Raw genomic sequence first — 20,988 nt, 5'->3', positions numbered from 1 at the left:
GAAACGCGTTTGGGTGCCGCGCGGCATGCGGTGTGCGCTTGGCGTTCCTTGCGTGAGCGCCTTCAGGGTATGCCCTTGTTGTACGACCGTACAACTAGTTAATAAACTGAATCAAATTCAAAGACCTGCCCCTGGCCAACAACCATCTGGAGACATGTTCATGCTGAACCGCAGACACCTCATCGCATCCGCCGCCGGCTCGCTCGTCGGCTCGCTCATCGGCTGGCCCGCGCTGAGCTACGCACAAACGCCCGAGACCAGCCGCATCCTGACCGGCTTCCCACCCGGCGGCACCGTCGACGTCGTGGCGCGCCGCGTCGCCGACAAGCTCCGCGGCAGCATCGCCAAGGTCACGCTGGTGGAGAACAAGCCCGGTGCCGGCGGGCGTCTTGCGGTCGACGAACTCAAGCGCAGTGCCGCCGACGGCAGCAGCCTGCTGATCACGCCGGCGGCAATGATCACGCTCTACCCGCACCTGTACAGCAAGCTCACTTACGGCATCGACGACCTGACGCCGGTGTGCGGCGCGACCAGCGTCGTCTTCGGCCTGGGTGTCGGGCCGGCAGTGCCCGAGACAGTTAAGACACTGAAAGACTTTCTCGCCTGGACCAAGGCCAACCCCGCGAAGGCGAATTACGGTTCACCCGGTGCCGGCTCACCGCCGCACTTCATCGGCGCACTGCTCGGCAAGGAGAGCGGAGTCGACCTCAACCACGTGCCGTATCGCGGCACCGTCCCCGGCATTCAAGACCTGCTCGGCGGCCAGATCACCTCGTTCAGCGGACCGATCGGCGACTACCTGCCGCATGTGAAGACCGGCAAGCTGCGCGTGCTCGCCACCTCGGGCCCGAAGCGCTCGCGCTTCCTGCCGGACGTGCCGACCTTCACCGAGCTGGGGTTCAAGGCGCTCGAGCAGGTGGAGTGGTACGGCTTCTTCCTGCCCGGCAAGGCGGTGCCGGAGCTGGTGCAGCGCACGGCCGCGGCGATCAGCACCGCCATGTCGGCGCCCGAGATGTCCGAAGCGCTCGCGCAGTTCGGCCTCGAGGTGGCGGTTACCACGCCAGCTGTGCTGGCCAAGGCGGTGAAGGACGAGAACGCGGCCTGGGCCCCCATCGTCAAGCGCGTCGGGTTCACACCGGAATGAAACCGCGCGCGCCCCATGGCATCGTGCGCAGCGTCGGCGGGCTGAGCGATCAGCCCGACAAGCGCCTGACCATCTTGCTGGCGGCCGAGAAGCTGTTCGCGCTGAACGGCTTCCACGGCGTGTCGATCCGCGACATCGCCACCGAGGCCGGTGTGCCGCTCGCGCTGGTGGGCTACTACTTCGGCGCGAAGCACGAGCTCTATCACGCGATCTTCGAGTCATGGCACCCGATGATCCAGCAGCGCCTGAGCAGCCTCGCCGCCGTCATTGCCGATGGGGACGAGGCCGGCCGGCTGGAGCGCATCCTGGATGCCTTCATCAGCCCGGTGCTCGCGTTGCACCAGCACACAGACGGGCGCTACTACGCGCTGATGGCGGCGCGCGACCTCGCCGCTCCGAGCCCGGAGGCAGATCGTGTGCACCGCGAGTTCTTCGACCCGATGGCCAACGCGTTCATCGATGCGCTGTGCAGCCTGCACCCTGCCGCCACGCGTGGCCAGGTGGCGTGGTGCTATCAGTTCATGCTCGGCGCGCTGCTGCACTTCATGACCGACCAGCGCGTGGAGCGCCTCTCGGGCGGCGAGAACCGCGCAGCCGATCCTGCCGCCCAGGCCACGCTGCTGAACTTCGTCGCCGCGGGCTTTCGCGCGGTGCTCGACAAGCCCACCACCGCCCCTTCGAAACGGAGAACCCGATGACCCGCTGCTTCATCGACTTGTCGATCTTCCTCGAAAACGACGTCGCCTCCGACCCGCCCGGCCTTGAGCCTCGCATCACCTACTTCACGCACGAGAACACCTTCGAGCAGATCGCGCCCTTCTTCCCGGGCCTGCGGCGAGAGGACCTGCCCGATGGCGAAGGCTGGGCGGTCGAGCTGGTACAGCTGTCGACCCACAACGGCACGCACCTCGATGCGCCCTGGCACTTCCACAGCACGATGGACGCGGGGCTCGGCGAGAAGCGCCCTGCGATCGCGATCCACGAGGTGCCGCTGGAGTGGTGCTTCCAGCCTGGCGTCAAGCTGGACTTCCGGCACTTCGCTGACGGCTATGTGGTCAGCGCGGCCGACGTCGAAGCCGAACTCACACGCATCGGCCACACGCTCGCGCCGCTCGAGATCGTGATGATCAACACCCGCGCCGGCGCGCGCTATGGCGAGCGCGACTACGTGAGCGCAGGCTGCGGCATGGGCTACGAGGCAACGATGTACCTGCTCGAGCGTGGTGTGCGCCTCACCGGCACCGACGCCTGGAGCTGGGACGCGCCCTTCGTGCACACCGCAAAGAAGTACGGTGAGTCCAGCGACGCGTCGCTGATCTGGGAAGGCCACAAGGCCGGGCGCGACATCGGCTACTGCCACCTCGAGAAGCTGCACAACCTCGAAGCCCTGCCGGCCGATGGCTTCTACGTCAGCTGCTTTCCGCACAAGGTCCGCAATGCCTCTGCAGGCTGGACCCGCGCGGTCGCGATCTTCGACGAAGCGTTGACGGGAGTCAGCCCGCCGATGAGCGGATGACCCGCTGAGCCCGCGCGCCACGCGCGGGCAGTTTTTCCCACATGAGTTTTTCGGGAACGGCCTCGGCCGCGCCCCGGGGTTGCTCACCCTCGCGCAACTGCACCACAAGCACAACCACATGGAGACAAGCATGAAGAAGACATGGATTCCCGCCGCCGCACTGCTCGCACTGAACGGAACAGCCCAGGCGCAATCGTCGGTGACGATCTATGGCGTCGTCGACGTCGGCCTCTACGGCAAACAACTCGCGAGCACGGCCCGCACGAAGAACGTCGAGAGCGGCGTCATGGAGACGCCGCACCTCGGCTTTCGCGGCAGCGAAGATATCGGTGGTGGGCTGCGTGCGAACTTCGACCTCAGCACCTTCATGGCGCCGGACAGCGGTGGCGCGACACGTGGCATCCCCGGCGAAGCCTTCTGGAGCCGCAGCGCGTGGGTGGGTGTGTCGGGCTCGGCCGGCGCACTGCGCCTGGGTCGCATGTCGACGCCGAACTTCATCAACAACATCCGCTTCAATCCGTTCGGTGCGTCGTCGGTGATCAACCCGACTTTTCTGCATACCTACCTCGGCAGCCCGACGCAGCCGATGGTGACCGGCAGCGGTGCCACCGATTCGGGCTGGAGCAACTCGCTCGGCTATACCTCGCCGACGCTCGGCGGCACCGTCGTCGCGCTGCAGGCCGCACCCAGCGAAGGCACCAACAGTGGCCGCCGCGTCGGTGGCAGCGTCGCATGGACCGGCACGCAGCTTGCCGCGATGCTGTCCTTCGACAAGGTCTCGCGCGCTGCACTGGCCTTCCCGCTCGGCATTCCTTCCCTGCCCGGCGCGGTGCCCCCCTTCACCGCGAGCGATTTTTCGACGGTGCAGCTCGGCATGTCGTTCGAGCTGCCGATCGTCAAGCTGTTCGGCCAGCTCGCGCGCACCGAGATCACCGGCACACGCCCTGGCCCACCGGGAGAAAAGACGATCGCGCTCCGTACGCTGCAACTCGGGCTTGCCGCGCCGGTCGGCAGCGGGCGTGTGCTGCTCTCTGCCGCGCACACCACCAAAGAGCAGACGCTCGTTGCCGACCAGTCGCGCACGACCACCACGCTCGGCTACGACCACCACCTCTCCAAGCGCACCGACGTGTACACCGTGCTGATGGCCGACAAGGTGACTGCGCTCTCACGCGGCACCGGCTATGCGCTGGGCATCCGCCACCGCTTCTGACTTCGGTGCGCTCATGACGATCAACGCCACACACGACCCGCGACTGTCGAGCTGGGTCCCGTCTGCCAACACGCCGGACACCGACTTCCCGATCCAGAACCTGCCCCACGGCGTGTTCCGCCGCAAAGGCACGCGCGAAGCATGGCGCGGCGGCGTCGCGATCGGCGACCAGGTGCTCGACATGGCCGCGGCCTTCATGACCGGCGTTTTCGAACCCTCGACACGGGTGGCGGCGCTGGGTGCAAGCGCCGGCACGCTGAACGGCCTGATGGCGATGAGCCCCAGTGCATGGTCGGCGCTGCGCGCAGAGCTGTCGCGCCTGCTGCGAGCAGATGCACCCGAAGCGCAGCGGCTGAGCGGCTGCCTCATCGCGCAGGCCGATGCCGAGTACACGCTGCCGGCGAGCATCGGCGACTACACCGACTTCTTCACGTCGACGCACCACATGCTCAACGCGGGCCGCATCTTCCAGCCCGACGCCCCACCGCTGCCGAATTTCAAATGGCTGCCGATCGCATACCACGGCCGCGCCTCGTCGATCGAGGTCAGCGGTACGAACTTCACGCGCCCGCTCGGCCAGACCCGCCCACCCGGCGCTGCGGCACCGAGCTTCGGGCCGACAGCGCGGCTCGACTACGAGATGGAGCTGGCCTTCTGGGTCGGCGCCGGCAATGAACGCGGGCGGTCGATCGCGATCGACGACGCCGAGAACCACATCTTCGGCCTGAGCCTGCTCAACGACTGGTCGGCGCGCGACGTGCAGGGCTGGGAGGCGATGCCGCTCGGCCCCTTCCTGGCGAAGAACTTCCTGTCCACCGTGTCGCCGTGGATCGTGACGCTGGAGGCGCTCGCGCCTTTTCGCTGCGCGCTGCCGCGCGACGCGGGCGACCCGCCGACGATCGCGAACCTGCAGTCCACGAACCCGAAGCCCGCGTTCGACCTGCAGCTGGAAGTCAGGTTGCAGACGCTGCACAGCAAGCGGCCCATGCGGCTCTCACGCAGCAGCTTCCGCCACTGCTACTGGTCGATCGCGCAGATGCTCACGCACCACACCGAAGGCGGCTGCAACCTGCGCCCTGGCGACCTGATGGGCACCGGCACCCAGTCGGGTCCCTTCGAGGGCGAGCAAGGTTGCCTGCTCGAACTCACCCAGGGCGGCACGAGGCCGATCACCTTGCCCGATGGGCAAACGCGCAGCTACCTCGAGAACGGCGACACCGTGACGCTGCGCGCGTGGGGCGAGAAGCCCGGAGCGGCGCGCATCGGCTTCGGCGAATGCTCGGGCACGGTGCTGCCGGCACTTGCGCCAGCATGACGGAGCGAGCCGTCGATCAGCTCATCGCCTGAGCCACCAGCAGCGTGTCGGTGAACTGCTCGAACGTCACGATCTTCCCTTGCTCGAGCTGCCACACATGGGCCACCCGCGCGACCATCGATTTGCCGGTGGCGCGGTAGCTGCCGTGGTAGTTGCCGGTGGCCACGACGCGGTCGCCTCCGTCGATCAGGCCTTCGAGCTTGAACTGGTAGCCCTGCCAGGCCGAGCCGAGCACGGCGAAGACGTTGTCGAGAACCTGCTGCGGGCCGACCCAGGTGCCGGCGCACGGAAAGCCGGCCATCTCGGTCCAGCGCACGTCCGGCGACACGTCGGCCATCATGGCGGCGGTGTCCTGGCGGGCCGAGGCGGCGTAGTGGGCTTGGATGACGTCGAGGTTGCTTTTCATCGTGGGTCTCACAGTGCGCAGCCGTCGGGGCCGCAGACGAACGTGGCGTCGGCTTGCGCGCCAGTGGAGTCAACCGGCACCTGCTGCGGCACCTGTTGCGTCAGCCAGGCGTTCCATGCAGCCGGCTGGCCGAGGTACGGGCCGATTTCCACGCGGGTGAACTGCCCATCGAGCTCCAGCGCGAAGGTCGGGAAACCCTGGCCGCCGACGCGCGCCAGCAAAGCACGGCTCTGCTCGATGTGCGCCTGGGTAGCCTTGCCTTCCAATGCGCCGAACGCTTGGCGAAAGGCCTCGCGGTCGAGGCCGATGTCCACCGCCAGGTCGACGATCACGTCGAGCTCGGCGATGCGACGGCCTTCGAGGTAGTGCGCCTTCTGCAGGCGCGCCAGCATGTCGAGCCCCGCCCCGCCCAATTGGTCTGCGGCCAGCACCGCGGTGATGGGCGGCGCCGAATCGAACACCGCGCCGTGGTCTTGCAGCAGGCCGTCGAAGTAGGCCTGCCCGAAGGGTTGCCCGCTCAGCTGCGCGATGCGCTTGTCGTGCCCCATCACGTACTGGCGCAACTCGGGCGTGACCGCGCGGCGTGCGGCACCGGCCATCATGCCACCGGCATGGGCCGTCACCGCGAGCTTGCTGCGGGCTGCCTGCACCAGCGGCGAGGCGCCGTAGCACCAGCCGCAAAGCGGGTCGTGGATGTAGTGAAGCGTGGGCGTCGACATGGAGGTTCCTTCCGTTGAACGTGAGCGGCGCGAGGCCCGAAGGCCCCGCGCCGATTTGGCGTCATGCCATGGTGCGCTTGGCGCTCACCACTTCATCTCGCTCTTGTTGACCTTGGCACCGATCTCGAGCGCAACGCCCAAGCCGGCTTCGGGGTAAGCCTTCTTCATGGCTTCGATCAGCGCGCCGCTGTTGGCTGCCTTCGGCAATTCTTGCTCGTAGCGAGCGAGGTAGGCCTGGCTCCAGGCGATCTGCGACACGTCTTGCTTCTGGCCGGGCAGGCTGTGGCCGGGAATCACGGTCACGGGGTTGAGGGCGGCCATGGTGCCGAGCTTCTTGGACCAGTCGGCACGCTCCTGCACGCTTTGTGCATCGGCCGTCCACAGGTGCAAACCGGCGTACACGTTCACGCCGCCAGCGATCGTCTTGATCGACGGGATCCACACGAAGCTGCGGTGCGGTTGGCTGTCGTCGAGGCCACGGATTTCCAGCACCTGGTCTTCGAGCGTGATCGTGTTGCCCGCGAGCACTTCAGGCAGCGGCACGTTCTTCGGCGCGTTGACACCCATGCGCGGGCCCCAGACCTGCAGCTTGTTGGCCAGCGTCGCCTGGATCTTCTTCAGCGTGGGCGCGGTGGTCACGACCTTCGCGTCGGGGAAGTACTGCTTCAGCACCTCGATGCCGAAGTAGTAGTCGGGGTCGGCCTGGCTGATGTAGACGGTCTTCAGCGTCTTCTTGCTGTCGAGCACCATCGCGACGATGCGCAATGCGTCGGCACGGGTGAAGCCGGTGTCGAGCAACACGGCGTCGGTCTTGCCGGACACGAGCACGGCGTTGACGTGGAAGCTCGCGCCGTCGGCGTTGTAGACCTGCAGCGTCAGCGGAGAGGCGGACTGTGCAGCGGCGTCGGTGGAGACGACGCCCAGCGTCATCGCAGCGGGCAACAGGGCCATGGTGAGGGTCTTGATCATCTTCATTCGGGAGCTCCATCGAAGGTTGGTTGTCGATGGAGTGACTGTATTGATTCGAATCACAGAGATAAACTCCGTTTCGTTGAAGATATTGTCAACTGTTTCGAGTCAATAACACGGCCGATGCCATGGATCACCTGAGCGCCATCCGCACCTTCATCCAGATTGCCGACCAGGGCAGCCTGACCCGTGCCGCCGAGGCGCTCGACCTGTCTCGCGCCATGGTGAGCCGCCACCTCGAGAGCCTGGAGCGCTGGCTTGGCACACGGCTCTTGCACCGCACGACCCGCCGCGTGAGCCTGAGCGAGGCTGGCCAGGAAGCCCTGCCCCGATTGCGCCAGATGCTCGAGCTGGCCACCGACGTGCAGTCCCTCGCCGGAGCGCGCCGCACGGAGCCCACCGGCAAGCTGCGCATCACGACCAGCCTGTCGTTCGCGACCTCCAGCCTCACGCAGGCGATGGTGGAGTTTCAAGTGCGATACCCGCGCATCGAGATCGAACTGCTCACGATCGACAGAGCGGTCGACCTGGTCGGCGAGCGCATCGACCTGGCAGTGCGCATCACCAACCACCTGGATGAAGGCGTCGTCGCCCGCCGGCTCGCCACCTGCCGTTCGGTGCTTTGCGCTGCGCCCTCCTACCTCAAGCGACGGGGGGCCCCCCAACGGCCCGACGATCTGGCGGCGCACGAATGCATCACGCACTCCTTCGGCACACGGGCGGAATACCGGCTTCGGAAGGCGGGCCACTTGACCACAGTGGCGGTGAAGGGCTCGATTTCGAGCAACGAGACGCTGGTGCTGCGGCAAGCGGCGCTTGCGGGCGCGGGCATCGCGATGCTGCCGACCTACTTCGTGCGCGACGACCTCGCTGAGGGGACGCTGGTGCGCCTGCTGCCCGACCACGAGCCCGAACCGCTGGGCATCCACGCCGTGTTCCTGTCTCGCCAGCACCAGCCGCAGCCGCTCAAGCTGCTGATCGACTTTCTTGCCGAGCGCTTCGGTGGTGAAGTTGCGCCGTGGGACCGAGAGGTGCTGGCCGTGCCCAACCGGCGGGGATCGCGGCAAAGCACACGGCGCTGACAGAGCCACCGTGGCGTGTGACGCACGCCGCACGCCCGTGGTGCGCCAATATCGGTGATAGGGGTTTACCGCGATGCTCGCTTGTCAGAAGCGCGCGATTCGATGCCGACACCTGCAACAACTGACACTACGTTTTTGCCGATGGGAAGGCCTTAATGGCTTGGCACTCTCCGCGCCAAGCTTGGCGCTCACTCACGGCGGCACATCGATTGCGCCGATGTCTCCCGACAGGAAGGATCTCTCCATGGTGCCCCTCGACCCCGACATCGGCAAGGCCAAGGCGCTTGTTGTCGATGGAAACGCTGGCTCGCGCAGTGCCCTGGTCAACATGCTTCACGACTTCGGCATCGCCAATGTCGCGCAAGCCAGGCGCGCGCAAGATGCGCGGCGCCTGCTGGAGACTCAGCATTTCGACATCGTGCTGTGCGAGTACCACTTCGACGACGAGCCCGTCAGCGGCCAAGACTTGATGGACGATCTGCGGCTGGCGCATTTGCTGCCGCTATCGACGGTGGTCGTGATGATCTCCAGCGAGGCGGGGTATGCCAAGGTGGCCGAAGCGGCGGAAGCCGCGCTCGACGCCTACCTGGTCAAGCCGCACACCCAGGCCGCGTTGCGCGAACGCTTGCTGCAGGCGCGGCAGCGCAAGAAAATGCTGAAGGACATCATCACTCTTGTGGAGGCCGAGAAGCTGATCGAAGCCGCCGAAATCTGCCAGATTCGCTTCGACACGCGGGGCCCGGCGTGGCTGCAGGCAGCGCGTGTCGGCGCCGAACTCTGGCTGCGCCTTGGCAAACCGCATGCCGCACAAAGCATGTTCGACGCCATCCTCAAGGTCGGCGCCGTGCCGTGGGCGCGGCTTGGCGTGGCGCGTGCCCAGTACGACGCCGGCAGTGGCATCCAGGCTCGGCGCACGCTCGAGAGCCTGCTCAATGAGTTGCCCAGCTACGCCGACGCCTATGACGTGATGGGCCGCACGCTGCTGGACCAGGGCCAGCCTGAGAAGGCGCTCGATGCCTTGCGCCAGGCCACGGCCCTCACCCCCGGCAGCGTGGCGCGCATGGTCAAGCACGGCCTGCTGGCCTTCTACTACGGCGACCCTGCAGAGGCCGCCGAAGTGCTCGCCAAGGCCGCCAGGCTCGGGCTCAACTCCCGCGTGTACGACCTTCAGGGCCTGGTGTTGCTGGCCGCGATGCAGTTCGACCTCGGCGACAAGCGCGGTCTCACGATGTCACTGAACAGCCTCAGCGCGGCCCGCGCGCCGCAACTCAAGAGCGCGCGGCTTCGCCGCTTCGAGGCCGTGGTCAAGTCCTTGAAAGCGCTCGTCGAGCGGCAGGTGGGCGATGCCGTGCGCGAGGTGCGCGAACTCATCGCCGAGGTGCGCACGCCCAACTTCGAGTTCGAGGCAGCCTGCAACCTGATCGCACTGCTGGCACGCGTCACCAAGCACGAACTACAGCTCGAAGGCCTGGAAGACGACGTCACCGTGCTGGCCAGGCGCTTCGCTGTCTCTCGCACCACATGCGAGCTGCTGATTCGGGCTGCGAGGGCGCAGGCCCCGTTCGAAGCCATCATTCGTGATGCCTACGCAGCGATCTGCACCGAGGCCGAAGAGGCGGTGTCCAAGACGATCGCCGGAGCGCCCGGGGAAGCCGTGCACCTGCTGCTGACCAACGCGGAGATGTCGCTCAACGCCAAGCTCATCGACCTGGCGCTGCACACCATCGAAAGGCACTTCGACCGAGTGGATGGCGCCGAATCGCTCAAGCTGCGCGCCGAGACACTGCATTCGCAGTACCGCGGTTACGGCACGCAGGTTCACTTGAGCCGGGCGAACGACCCGCGCACCATGGCCGCCGTGGGCAGGGAGAAATAGCCGTGTCCAGCCACAGGCGGCGCAGACCATGCTTCCGCTCGTCATGCGGACAACGCCGTTGACGATTCCATGGCGCTTCTCCGATTGGCCGCTGCGCGCCAAGATGACGGCGCTTGTACTGGTTGCCTCGCTGCTGCCCCTGGCCATTTCGGCGTATGCCGATCTGCGCCAGACCCAGACGCGCCTGCTGACCGCGACGAAGGACCTTCTCTCGGCACGTGGTGACCAGATCGCCCACGAGCTCGACGGCTTCCACCGGGGCCATCAACGTTCTGTCGACGCGGTGACCCGGTTCCCGGACACCGCAGCGTATTGCGCAGCACCGCCCGAGCGCCGGGCCGAACTCGCATCGCGGGTCATGGGCAGCCTGCTCGCCCACGCGAACGGCGACGCCGCTGTGCGCGGCATCGCGCTGCTGGACGGCTCCGGTCGCGTGACGCTCGCCACAGAAGGCGCCTTGGTCGGCTCTGATTTTTCCGATCGTTTCAGCGTGCGTGTGGCGTTGAACGGCAAGCCCGTCACCTCCGATCTGTACGTCTCCTCGGCCAGTGGTGCGGACGGTGCTGGCGTTCCGACCATCGCCTACCTCGCGCCCGTGCTCGACGCGAACCAGCGGGTCTCCTGCGTCGTCGGGCTGTGGGTCCGTGCGACGGCGTTCTGGGACTCAGTCAAGGCCTCCAACGCCCTGGTCGGCTCCAAGAGCTTCGCGGTCCTTTTCGACCACGAAGGCATACGCGTCGCGCACAGCTACAGCAGCGACATCGTCTTCCACCCCGCAGGGCCGATCGACCCGGCCATGGTGGCCAGGTTCGATGCAACCCATCGGTTCGGACCGCGCACGCGAACGCTGCTCGAAGATGTGAGGCCCTTCCCCGAGCAGTTCGAACGGGCGCGGGCTGCAGCTCCCGACACTGCGGTCTTTCGGGGTTTTGCACCCGTCAACCAAAGCTGGAACTATGGCGTTGCACGGCGCCTTGAAAGTGTTCCGTGGACGGTGTTCTACATGGCTCCCGAAGAGGCCGTGCTTGCTCAGATCAACCAGGCCACGCGCGACCGGGTGTGGCTTGCCACGGGCATCATTGCCGGCGCCGCCCTCTTGGGGCTGGCATTCGCGGCCAGCATTCTCAGACCCATCCGCAAAATGAGCCAGGCCACTGCCGCCATCGCGAACGGCGACCTGGGCGCCCGAATCGAGGAGACGCGTCGCGACGAGCTGGGTCAGTTCGGCGCGCACTTCAATGCCATGGCCGAGCAGATACAGGCTCACTCTGTTGGCCTGCAACGGTCACGCGACGAACTGGAGATGCGCGTGGCGGAGCGCACTGTTGAATTGACGCAGACGACGGAAAAGCTGCAGCGAGAAATTGCCGATAGAGCCCGCATGGAACGCGTGCTTAGGGAGCGCGACGCCGCCTTGCACCGCGCCCACGTGATGACGAAGCTGGGCCACGTGATCACCCGACCCGACGGGTCCTTCGAGAGCTGGTCCGACACGCTGCCGCTGCTGATCGGGGTCGAGCCTGGGCAGATGCCGCAAAGCACGCGCGAATGGATGGGCCTGCTCCCGCCCGATGACCGCATGCGGTTTCGCAGCACCAGCATCGAGGCTGCGGTCGCCGGGGAACGCCGGGACGTCGAGTACCGTTTGCAGCGCCCGGACGGAAACTTGGTCTGCCTGCGCCAGGTGATCGAACCCCTCCCCGGCCAGGCCGATGCTGGCAAGCGCATGCGCTGGTTCAGCACCATTCAAGATGTGACCGAGCAGCACCTCGCCCGGGAGGCCCTGCAACAGAGCGAAGAACGCACCCGGCTCATCATCGACACCTCGCTCGACGCGGTGGTCACGATGGACAGCGCAGGGCTCATCACCGGCTGGAGCCCGCAAGCCGAGACCACCTTCGGCTGGACGCGCGACGAAGCCGTCGGGCGTCGTCTGGGGGAAACGATCGTTCCGCCCGCCTACCGCGACGCCCATCAACGGGGGATCGAGCACTACCTCGCGACCGGCGAAGGCCCGGTGCTCAACAAGCGCGTGGAACTGACGGCGCTACATCGCGATGGGCATGAGTTCCCGATCGACTTGTCCATCACGCCGATTCAAACCGACACAGAGGTCAGCTTCAGCGCCTTCGCGCGCGACATCACCGACCGCAAGCAGGCGCAGGAGCACGTGCAGGCCCAGCTCGAACGGCTCATGCTTCTCGATCAGATCACCCGCGCCATCGGCGAACGGCAGGACCTGCAGAGCATCTACCAGGTCGCCATCCGCAGCCTCGAAGAGCACCTGCCGGTGGACTTTGCGTGTGTCTGCAGCCATGACACGGCAAACAACGCGCTGACGGTCATCCGGGTCGGCGCCCACAGCCACACGCTGGCCTTGGAGCTCGCGCTCGATGAGCAGTCGCGCATCGCCATCGACGAGAACGGCCTGTCACAGGCCGTGCATGGCGAGCTGGTCTACGAGCCGGACATCCAGGACGTCGCGTTTCCGTTCCCCCAGCGCCTCGCACGCGGTGGATTGCGCTCACTGGTGGTCGCGCCGCTGCTGTCGGAGAGCCGCGTCTTCGGCGTCCTACTCGTCGCCCGCCAACAGCCCCGGTCGTTCAGCAGCGGCGAATGCGAGTTCTTGCGCCAGCTCAGTACGCATGTGGCACTGGCGGCCCGGCAGGCCGAGCTGCACGGCGCCTTGCAGCAGGCCTATGACGACCTGCGGCAGACGCAGCAGACAGTGATGCAGCAGGAGCGGCTGCGCGCACTCGGCCAGATGGCGAGCGGCATCGCGCATGACATCAACAACGCCCTGTCGCCCGTGGCGCTCTACACCGAGAGCCTTCTCGAGCGCGAGCCTCAGCTCAGTGATCGCGGGCGGGGCTACTTGGTGACGATCGCCCGGGCGATCGAAGACGTCGCCGCGACCGTGGCCCGCATGCGGGAGTTCTATCGCCCGCGCGAGCCGCAGCAGCACCCCAAGCCCGTGCAGCTGAACCCGCTGGTCCACCAGGTCGTGGCACTCACGCGCGCACGCTGGAGCGACATGCCGCAGCAACGCGGCATCGTGATCCGCCTCGAGACCGAGCTGGCAGAAGACCTGCCCGCCATCGTGGGTGTGGAAGGCGAGGTGCGGGAGGCCTTGACCAACCTGATCTTCAACGCCGTCGACGCCATGCCCGAAGGTGGTGTGCTGACCCTTCGCACCTACCGCGCCGCGCCTATGGACGGTGGCGTGTCCGCAGCCGCGGGCCATGCCGTCGTGGAGGTGGCCGACACCGGCGTCGGCATGGACGAAGACACGCGGCGGCGTTGCCTGGAGCCCTTCTTCACCACCAAGGGCGAACGCGGCACGGGCCTCGGCCTCGCGATGGTCTACGGCGCCACGCAGCGGCACGGCGCAGACGTCGACATCGACAGCGCCCCCGGCCGCGGCACCACCGTGCGCCTGAGCTTCCCCATTCCGGCGACTCTGCTGCCTGCAGCGGCCACGCCAGAGCAGGCCGAAGCCCCTCGTGCAAGGCTGCGCGTTCTCATCGTCGACGACGATCCGCTGATGCTCAAATCGCTGTGCGACACGCTGGAACTGGACGGCCACCTCGTCGCCATCGCCAACGGGGGCCAGGCAGGCATCGATGCGTTCAGAGAACACCTGGGCCACCATGACCCCTTCGACGTGGTCATCACCGACCTCGGCATGCCCTACATTGACGGGCGCAAGGTCGCCGCTGCCGTGAAAGCCGGCAGCCAGACCCCGGTCATCCTGCTGACCGGCTGGGGTCAACGGCTGGTGGCCGACGGCGAGATTCCGACGCACGTCGATCAAGTTCTCAGCAAGCCGCCCAAGTTGCGCGACATGCGGGCGGCGCTGGCCCATGTGACCCGAAGCAGCCGTACTGCAACGCCGCTGTCAACGATCGTGGAGAACCCGTGACCGAAGCCATGAAACCCCGGCTGCTCATCGTCGACGACGAAGTGGCGCACATGCAGGCCTTGTGCGACACGCTCGAAGACCACGGTTATGAGACCGTCGGATGCCAGAACGGCGAAGCCGCATTGGCCGCGCTGCAGAGCTCGCCATTCGACCTGCTGCTGGCCGACCTGATGATGCCGGGAATGAGCGGCATTGCGCTCCTGCGCGAGGCAATTGCAATCGACCCGACGCTGGTGGGCATCATCATGACCGGCGAAGGAACAATCACGAGCGCGGTAGACGCCATGCGGTCCGGCGCGCTGGACTACATCCTCAAGCCGTTCAAGGTGAGCGCCATTCTGCCGGTGCTCGGGCGCGGCCTGACCGTGCGGCGCCTGCAACTCGAGAACGCGGCACTGGAGCGACGCGTGAAGGAGCACGTGGTCGAACTGGAAGCAGCCAACCGTGAGCTCGACGCTTTCACCCGCTCGGCATCGCACGACCTGCGCGCGCCGCTGAACATCATCATGGGGTTCTCCAGCCTGCTGGTGAAAGACCTGAGTACCCAGCTGCAGCCTGAGCAGCGCGAGTGGCTGTCGCACATCGAACGCTCGGCTCAGCGCATGAACCAGCTCATCGACGCGCTGATGCGCCTGTCGCGCGTGGGCCGGCAAACGCTCATGCTGCAGACGGTGGACACCGACGCGCTGGTGCGAGGCGTCGTCGAGGAGCTGCGCAAGGACGAGCCCGATCGCCAGCTGGACCTGAAGCTCGACCCCCTGCCCCGCACCACGGCCGACGCGTCGCTCCTGAGGCAGCTGTTCGTCAACTTGCTGTCGAACGCCTTCAAGTTCACGCGCGGCACCGAGCAAGCGCTCATCGAGGTGGGTTGCACCACGCTCGAGGGTGAAGGCCCCGTCTTCTACGTGCGAGACAACGGGGCCGGTTTCGACGTGACACGCGCCAAGCACCTGTTCGCCCCGTTCCAGCGCTACCACCGGGCCGACCTGTTCGAGGGCAGCGGCGTGGGGCTCTCGATCGTGCAGCGCATCGTCCAACGGCACAACGGCGGCATCTGGGCCCAGGCGGCCCCGAACGAGGGCGCCAGCTTCTTCTTCACGCTGCGCGACATCTCGAAGCAGATACCGCCGACCGTGTGGTGACGGTGGGGATGGCCCTTCGCCTCGCTCAGGCATGAGAAGCGCGCCCTTCAGAGAATCGCCATTCCGGCCGATAGGAACAAGTTAGACACGAATCCAGCCAAGGAAGTACCTCATGCCCACATGCGCACCGACCTGCCGCCTTCCCCGTGCGCCAGGCCGTTTGCGCCTGGAGCAGCTCCTCGCACTGATGCTGCTGCTGTTCTTCTGCGCCTGGGCCCAGGCCAAGAGCTACACGATCGGCTTTGCGCAGAGCGACACCGCAGAAAGCGACTGGCGCAAGGCCAACACCGAGTCGTTCCGCGAAGCGGCCAAGGAACTGGGCATCGTGCTCGCATTCAAGGACGCTGGCGGCAAGACCGATGTGCAGCGGCGCCAGGTGCAGGAGTTCATCGACCAGAAGGTCGACGCGATCGTCCTGTCTGCCAACGAGATTCATGGTTGGGACGGCGTGCTGTTGCAGGCCAAGAAGGCGAAGATTCCGGTGGTGCTTTCCGACCGCACGCTGGTCTTGCTGCCCGAGAACCAGAGCAAGGGCTTGTTCGTGACCTGGATCGGCTCCGACTTTCGCTACGAGGGCCGTGCTGCAGGCGCGTGGCTGGCCCAGGAGACCGCAGGCCGCTGCAACATCGTCGAGATCCAGGGCCCGCCGGATGCGGCACCCTCGATCGAACGCGGGAAAGGGTTTCGCGACGCGCTGAGCCTGTTTCCGGGCATGAAGATCATTGCCTCCAAGCCGGGCATGTGGCGCGCCGACCAGGCCAAGGACGTGATGAAGAAGTTCCTGAAGGACGAAGGAACCAACATCTGCGCCGTGTTCGCGCACAACGACAACATGGCGTTCGGCGTGGTCGACGCGATCGAAGAGAACAAGCAACTGGGCCTGAAGCCTGGTAAAGACATCCTGATCGTCGGCGTGGACGGCGTGAAGCGCGGCTTCGAGCTTCTCGTCGAGAAGAAGATCAATGCCTTGGTCGAGTGCAACCCGCTGCTAGGCAAGATCGTGCTCAAGGTTGCGGTCGAGGTGCTGGGCGGGCGCAGCTTCCCACCCACGATGTACATGGAGGACAAGGTGTTCACCACCCACAACGCAGCAGCGGCCCTGCCCTCCAGAAAGTACTGAGCTGGGTTGGGCCTCTGCGATGACGCTCAACCTGACCGGCCGGCGCGTTCACTGGGTATCGACGGCCCTGGCCGCGGCATTCGTGCTGTACGGCCTGTTCTTCTACTTCTCGCAGCGCGAACTGCTGAAGGGCATCACGGCAGCCAAGCTGGCCAGCGTGCAGGTCTACGCCGAAGAGAAGGCGAAAGAAGAGACCGGGCGGCTGCACCAGCGTGCGGCGTCGATGTCGGCCACCATCGCCAAGCTCGCGGCGCGCCAGCTGGAGAACTCGCAGTCTTTCAACGTGATGAAAGAGGGCATGGCGTCGACGCTCGAGCCCTTCATGGACTACTCGGAGATCGCTGCCGTTGAGGTCAGCGACAAGAACAACCGACCCTACGCCGCCATCTGGAAGGGCGAAGGGAAAAGCGAATTCCGTGTCGACTACGCCATGCCACCGGCATTCCGCGAGAAGCACCCCTTCGTCGTGAAAACCGATTCGATCACCGGCGGCGAGACGCAAGGCTTCATCTCCGTCTACATCGATGACCAGGCCGTCTCGGCGCAAGCGGCCGCGACGAAAGACGCCCTGCGCAAAGCCGCCGACAGCGAGATCGCGACGCTCAGAGATCACTTCCACAAGACGCTGTTGCCTCAGGTGATCGTGCTCTTGTGCGGCATCGCCTTCGTCATCTATTCGAGCCGGGCGATCGCTCGTTCTTACCAGGTCATCGACACGCATCGCGAGGAACTCGCCGCCTTCAACCTTCAGCTGGAGCACAAGGTGCAGGAGCGCACCCAGGCGCTGGAGGCGGCTGCGCGAGAAAACCTCCAGGTCAACGGCGACCTTCGCGCGTCGCAGGATGAGTTGCTGCTCACGATCGACGCATTGCGGCGCAAGGATGAAGACCTTCGCCACCTGGCCTTTCACGATGCACTCACCGGCCTGCCGAACCGCGCGCTCTTGCTGGACCGCATGGAGCAGAGCATTGCCGTGGCGGCACGCCAGAACGAGAAGCGCGGCATCATGTTCATCGACCTCGACCGATTCAAGTCGATCAACGATTCGCTCGGGCACGACGCCGGCGATGCCCTGCTGAAAGAGATCGCGAAGCGCCTCAAGGCCTGCCTGCGAAAGGCCGACACCGTGGCGCGCATCGGTGGCGACGAGTTCGTGGTGCTGCTCAACGACGTGTCGATTCCCGAGACCTACGCAACCGTCGCGCAGAAGGTGATCGCGCATCTGTCGCAGCCGATGGAGCTTGCTGGAACGACGGTGCACTCGGGCGTGTCGCTCGGCATCGCCTGCTTTCCGCACGACGGCAACACGGCGGCCGATCTGATGAAGTACGCCGACATGGCGATGTACGAGGCCAAGTCGGCCGGCCGCGGCACCTTCCGCTTTTTCCAGGCCAGCATGACGAGCACCTCGGTGCAACGGCTGCAGCTCGAATCGGAGCTGCGCCTTGCGCTCTCTCGTGGCGAGCTGGAGCTCTTCTACCAACCGAAGGTCTTGCTCGGCTCGAATGCCACGTGCGGCGTCGAGGCGCTGGTGCGGTGGCGCCATCCGGTGCGCGGCCTGGTGCCGCCCATGGAGTTCATTCCGATGGCCGAAGCCACCGGCCTCATCGTTCCGCTGGGCGACTGGGTGCTGGAAGAGGCCTGCCGACAGTCCGCCGCGTGGAAGGCGCAAGGCCTGGGCGTCATCAAGATCGCGGTGAACATCTCTGCGCGGCAGATGCAGCAGGGAGACCTGGTGGAGCGCGTCGGTGCACTGACGCGGCAGCACGGCATCTCTCCCTCGGACCTGGAGGTCGAGCTCACCGAGAGCGTGATCATGGCGAACCCGCAAGAGAGCGCGCGGGTCTTTGCCTCGCTGCGCGAGATCGGTGTGGTGGTCGCGATGGACGACTTCGGCACCGGCTATTCGAGCCTGGCCTACCTGCGCCGGCTGCCGCTCGACGTGCTGAAGATCGACCGGTCTTTCGTGATGAATGCCGACCGCGACGAAAGCGACGGCGAGATCGTGAAGATGATCATCGCCCTGGCCCAAACACTGAAGATCGACGTGGTGGCCGAAGGCGTGGAGACCGAAAGCCAGGCCGCATTTTTGATGCGCTGCGGCTGCACCACGGCGCAGGGCTATCTGTACTCGAAGCCTCAGCCCGCGGTCGACTTCGAGAAGTGGCTGCGAGCGCGGGCGCCCCGCAGCGAGCTGGCGGCTGCAGGCACGGGGACATAAGACTCCCCCTGCGCGCGAACCGGCAAATGGCCCGTTCGCGATGCACTGGGCGGGTGACCGATCACGCGCTTGAAGGCGCGACTGAACGAGGCCTCCGAGTCGTAGCCGAGCCGGTCGGCGGCCACCGCGATGCGCATGCCGTCGTTCGCAATCCAGCGCCGCGCTTCGAACATCTTCACCTTGGCAACGTATTTGGCCGGGCTCTCGCCCATGGTTCGCGTGAAGGCCTCGGCAAAACTGGAGCGCGAGGAGCCCATCAGCTCGGCGAGGCTGGCCACGCTCCAGTCGCGCTCCGGGTCGGCGTGCACGGCTGCGATCACCTTGCCGATCTTCGGGCAGCGCACGGCGGCGATCCAGCCAGTCGAGTCGCTGCAGCCGCATTCGACCCACGCACGGATGATGCTGGACGCCAGCACGTCGGCCAGCCGCGCGAGGATGCCGCAGGCACCGATGCGGTCGAACGCGACCTCGCGCTCCATGGCCTCGAGCAGCGCCGGCACGGTGGGGTCGCGCTGCGCCAGCTCACCTGCCCGCATCACCTCCGGCATCATCGTGACGAGCGGGTGAAGCGGGTCGAGGTTGAAGCGCAGGGCGCCGCAGAAGAGAACGTCGTTCTGCGTGGCCTCGGTGGCGCTGCCGGTACTGACGGCGTCCGCGCCGGCGGCCCGTCCGTCCACGAGGTAGATGTTGTCCGAGACCGCCACGCGGGCCAGCGAGTCGATGTCGACCGCCGGCACATCGGGCGCACTCGCCAGGATGTGGAAGCTGCCGCGCGGCAACAGCACGGCATCGCCGGCGTTCAGCTGCACCCAGTCGGTGGATTGCGTGCGTAGCCAGCAGCCCCCGGTCGCGACGAAGTGGAAGCGTGCCGAGCGCTGGGCCGGGAAGGCCACGGCCCAGGGCGCCTTCATCACGCAGCGCCCGTACTCGACGCCATCGAGCCGCAGGCCCAGCAGGATCTCGGTCAGCAGGTCGCGCTCGCGGCTGGTGTCGCTGGCCAAATCTTCCAGGCGGCTGGACGAATAATCAAGCATTTCGGCTCTTCCGACATTGAAACGCCGAAATCTTATCCCTAAGCTGGTCGCTCATTCAACAACAACGGCCTTCTCCATGTCTTCAACCTGCACAGAGTGCCTCGACGCGAGCGCCGACGCCTTGCCCGGCGCACCTCTCCCCCCGGTGGCGCCCACCGCCGCCGCGGACTGGCCCGCCGTGGCCTCGCTCGCGCTGGGCGTGTTCGGACTGGTCACCGCCGAGTTCTTGCCAGCCAGCCTGCTCACCGCGATGGCGACCGACCTCCACATCAGCGACGGTGCGGCCGGCCAGGCGGTCACCGCCACCGCGCTGATCGGGGCGGTCGCGGCACCCTCCGTGCCGCTGCTCACGCGCCGGCTCGACCGCAAGCTCGTGATGCTGGCGTTGACCGCATTGCTGGTGCTCTCGAACGTGCTCGCGGCCACCGCCAGCAGCTTGCCGGTGTTGCTGGTCGCACGGGTTTTGCTGGGTGTGGCGCTGGGCGGCTTCTGGTCGATGTCTGCCGCGCTTGCCATGCGGCTGGTGCCCGAGAAGCTCTTCGCGCGGGCGATGTCAGCCATCCTCACCGGGGTGTCGGTGGCCACCGTCTGCGCTGCGCCTATCGGCGCGTGGATGGGTGACCTGTGGGGTTGGCGCAGTGCCTTCATCGCAGCCGGTGCGGTGAGCGCGTTCACCTTCGTCTTCCAGCTCTTCACGCTGCCGGCTCTGCCGCCGCGCGACAACCCGAACCTGCGTGTGCTCGCCGAGTTGCTGACGCGACCCAAGGTGCGCGTCGCTTTGCTCGCCGTGCTGCTCGTCATCTCGGGGCACTTTGCGGGGTTCACCTACATCCGCCCGCTGATGGAGAACGTCACGCACCTGTCGGTTGGTGCCATCTCGGCCGTGCTGCTCGGCTACGGCATCGGCGGCTTCTTCGGCAACTTCGCAGGCGGCTGGATCGCGGGGCGCAGTGAGCGCCACGCGATCATCTTTGGCGGCGTGCTGATTGCCCTGCTGGCGGGCGCGCTGTTGATTGGCGGCAAGTCGGCGATCGTCACGGCCGTGGCAATCCCGTTGTGGGGCTTCGCCTTCGGTGCATTCCCGGTCGGCTTCCAGACCTGGATCGTGCGTGCCGCGCCTGACCAGGCCGAAGGCGCGGGCGGCCTGCTGGTCGCGGCATTCCAGATCGCGATTGCCAGCGGTGCCATCGGTGGTGGGCTGCTCGTCGACCACATCGGCGCGCTGGGTGGCCCGAGCTTCGCCGTGGCTGCGCTCACGCTCGGCACGCTGCTCACCTTGCGGCACGGCCCGCGGCCGGTGCGCGCATAA

16 protein-coding genes are annotated in these 20,988 nt (G+C 66.5%); 12 read left to right on the top strand and 4 right to left on the bottom strand.

The genetic code is table 11. From position 1 onward, the window contains the following. The first annotated feature begins 160 nt into the window (after positions 1–160). From AC1DYS_RS10195 to fahA, 5 genes are all read left to right on the top strand, one after another. The gene (locus AC1DYS_RS10195) at positions 161–1,144 is read left to right on the top strand and encodes a Bug family tripartite tricarboxylate transporter substrate binding protein (RefSeq protein ID WP_477898591.1); all 984 of its coding nucleotides are present in this window, start codon (positions 161–163) and stop codon (positions 1,142–1,144) included. Continuing rightward, positions 1,141–1,842 carry a TetR/AcrR family transcriptional regulator gene (locus tag AC1DYS_RS10190; protein ID WP_477898589.1) on the top strand — a complete coding sequence of 234 codons (702 nt, stop codon included), beginning with the start codon at positions 1,141–1,143 and terminating at the stop codon, positions 1,840–1,842. Before AC1DYS_RS10195 ends, AC1DYS_RS10190 begins: the two co-directional genes overlap by 4 nt. After that, on the top strand, positions 1,839–2,660 hold the full coding sequence (locus tag AC1DYS_RS10185) for a cyclase family protein (RefSeq protein ID WP_477898587.1): 822 nt from the start codon (positions 1,839–1,841) through the stop codon (positions 2,658–2,660). Before AC1DYS_RS10190 ends, AC1DYS_RS10185 begins: the two co-directional genes overlap by 4 nt. A gap of 130 nt (positions 2,661–2,790) precedes the next feature. Beyond that, complete coding sequence (locus AC1DYS_RS10180) at positions 2,791–3,873, top strand: porin (RefSeq protein WP_477898585.1); 1,083 nt, start codon at positions 2,791–2,793, stop codon at positions 3,871–3,873. A gap of 13 nt (positions 3,874–3,886) precedes the next feature. Next, complete coding sequence (gene fahA / locus AC1DYS_RS10175) at positions 3,887–5,188, top strand: fumarylacetoacetase (protein ID WP_477898583.1); 1,302 nt, start codon at positions 3,887–3,889, stop codon at positions 5,186–5,188. A gap of 16 nt (positions 5,189–5,204) precedes the next feature. On the opposite strand, the gene AC1DYS_RS10170 is transcribed toward fahA, so the two are convergent. From AC1DYS_RS10170 to AC1DYS_RS10160, 3 genes are all read right to left on the bottom strand, one after another. Beyond that, the gene (locus tag AC1DYS_RS10170; protein ID WP_477898581.1) at positions 5,205–5,594 is read right to left on the bottom strand and encodes a nuclear transport factor 2 family protein; all 390 of its coding nucleotides are present in this window, start codon (positions 5,592–5,594) and stop codon (positions 5,205–5,207) included. Positions 5,595–5,602: 8 nt separating this feature from the next. After that, positions 5,603–6,313 (bottom strand): DsbA family protein, encoded by a 711-nt coding sequence (locus tag AC1DYS_RS10165; RefSeq protein WP_477898579.1) that lies wholly within the window; start codon positions 6,311–6,313, stop codon positions 5,603–5,605. Between the two features lie 84 nt (positions 6,314–6,397). Then, the gene (locus AC1DYS_RS10160; protein ID WP_477898577.1) at positions 6,398–7,288 is read right to left on the bottom strand and encodes an MBL fold metallo-hydrolase; all 891 of its coding nucleotides are present in this window, start codon (positions 7,286–7,288) and stop codon (positions 6,398–6,400) included. A 122-nt stretch (positions 7,289–7,410) separates the two neighbouring features. Here AC1DYS_RS10160 and AC1DYS_RS10155 point away from each other — a divergent pair, with 122 nt between their 5' ends. The 6 genes from AC1DYS_RS10155 to AC1DYS_RS10130 all read left to right on the top strand — a co-directional run bounded on the left by AC1DYS_RS10155 (position 7,411) and on the right by AC1DYS_RS10130 (position 18,645). Then, on the top strand, positions 7,411–8,364 hold the full coding sequence (locus tag AC1DYS_RS10155) for a LysR family transcriptional regulator (RefSeq protein WP_477898575.1): 954 nt from the start codon (positions 7,411–7,413) through the stop codon (positions 8,362–8,364). Between the two features lie 244 nt (positions 8,365–8,608). Next, positions 8,609–10,240 carry a response regulator gene (locus AC1DYS_RS10150; RefSeq protein WP_477898573.1) on the top strand — a complete coding sequence of 544 codons (1,632 nt, stop codon included), beginning with the start codon at positions 8,609–8,611 and terminating at the stop codon, positions 10,238–10,240. Between the two features lie 28 nt (positions 10,241–10,268). After that, positions 10,269–14,162, top strand: a complete 3,894-nt coding sequence (locus tag AC1DYS_RS10145; RefSeq protein ID WP_477898571.1) for a PAS domain S-box protein — start codon at positions 10,269–10,271, stop codon at positions 14,160–14,162. Next, positions 14,159–15,304, top strand: a complete 1,146-nt coding sequence (locus AC1DYS_RS10140; RefSeq protein ID WP_477898569.1) for a response regulator — start codon at positions 14,159–14,161, stop codon at positions 15,302–15,304. Before AC1DYS_RS10145 ends, AC1DYS_RS10140 begins: the two co-directional genes overlap by 4 nt. Before the next feature lie 112 nt (positions 15,305–15,416). After that, on the top strand, positions 15,417–16,424 hold the full coding sequence (locus tag AC1DYS_RS10135) for an ABC transporter substrate-binding protein (RefSeq protein ID WP_477898567.1): 1,008 nt from the start codon (positions 15,417–15,419) through the stop codon (positions 16,422–16,424). Between the two features lie 19 nt (positions 16,425–16,443). Then, positions 16,444–18,645, top strand: coding sequence for a putative bifunctional diguanylate cyclase/phosphodiesterase (locus AC1DYS_RS10130; RefSeq protein WP_477898565.1), 2,202 nt, complete (start codon positions 16,444–16,446; stop codon positions 18,643–18,645). Here the strand turns inward: AC1DYS_RS10130 and AC1DYS_RS10125 are convergent. Further along, positions 18,564–19,679 (bottom strand): AraC family transcriptional regulator, encoded by a 1,116-nt coding sequence (locus AC1DYS_RS10125; RefSeq protein ID WP_477898563.1) that lies wholly within the window; start codon positions 19,677–19,679, stop codon positions 18,564–18,566. The two genes, AC1DYS_RS10130 and AC1DYS_RS10125, sit on opposite strands and share 82 nt — an antisense overlap. A 76-nt stretch (positions 19,680–19,755) precedes the next feature. On the opposite strand from AC1DYS_RS10125, the gene AC1DYS_RS10120 reads away from it, so the two are divergent. Then, positions 19,756–20,988: an MFS transporter gene (locus AC1DYS_RS10120; RefSeq protein WP_477898561.1), complete on the top strand. Its 1,233-nt coding sequence runs from the start codon at positions 19,756–19,758 to the stop codon at positions 20,986–20,988.

This window comes from Rhizobacter sp. P2_G4, from assembly GCF_056403575.1.
The sequence above is the reverse complement of the archived record's forward strand: the minus strand, read 5'-3'. Positions and strand labels throughout refer to the sequence as shown.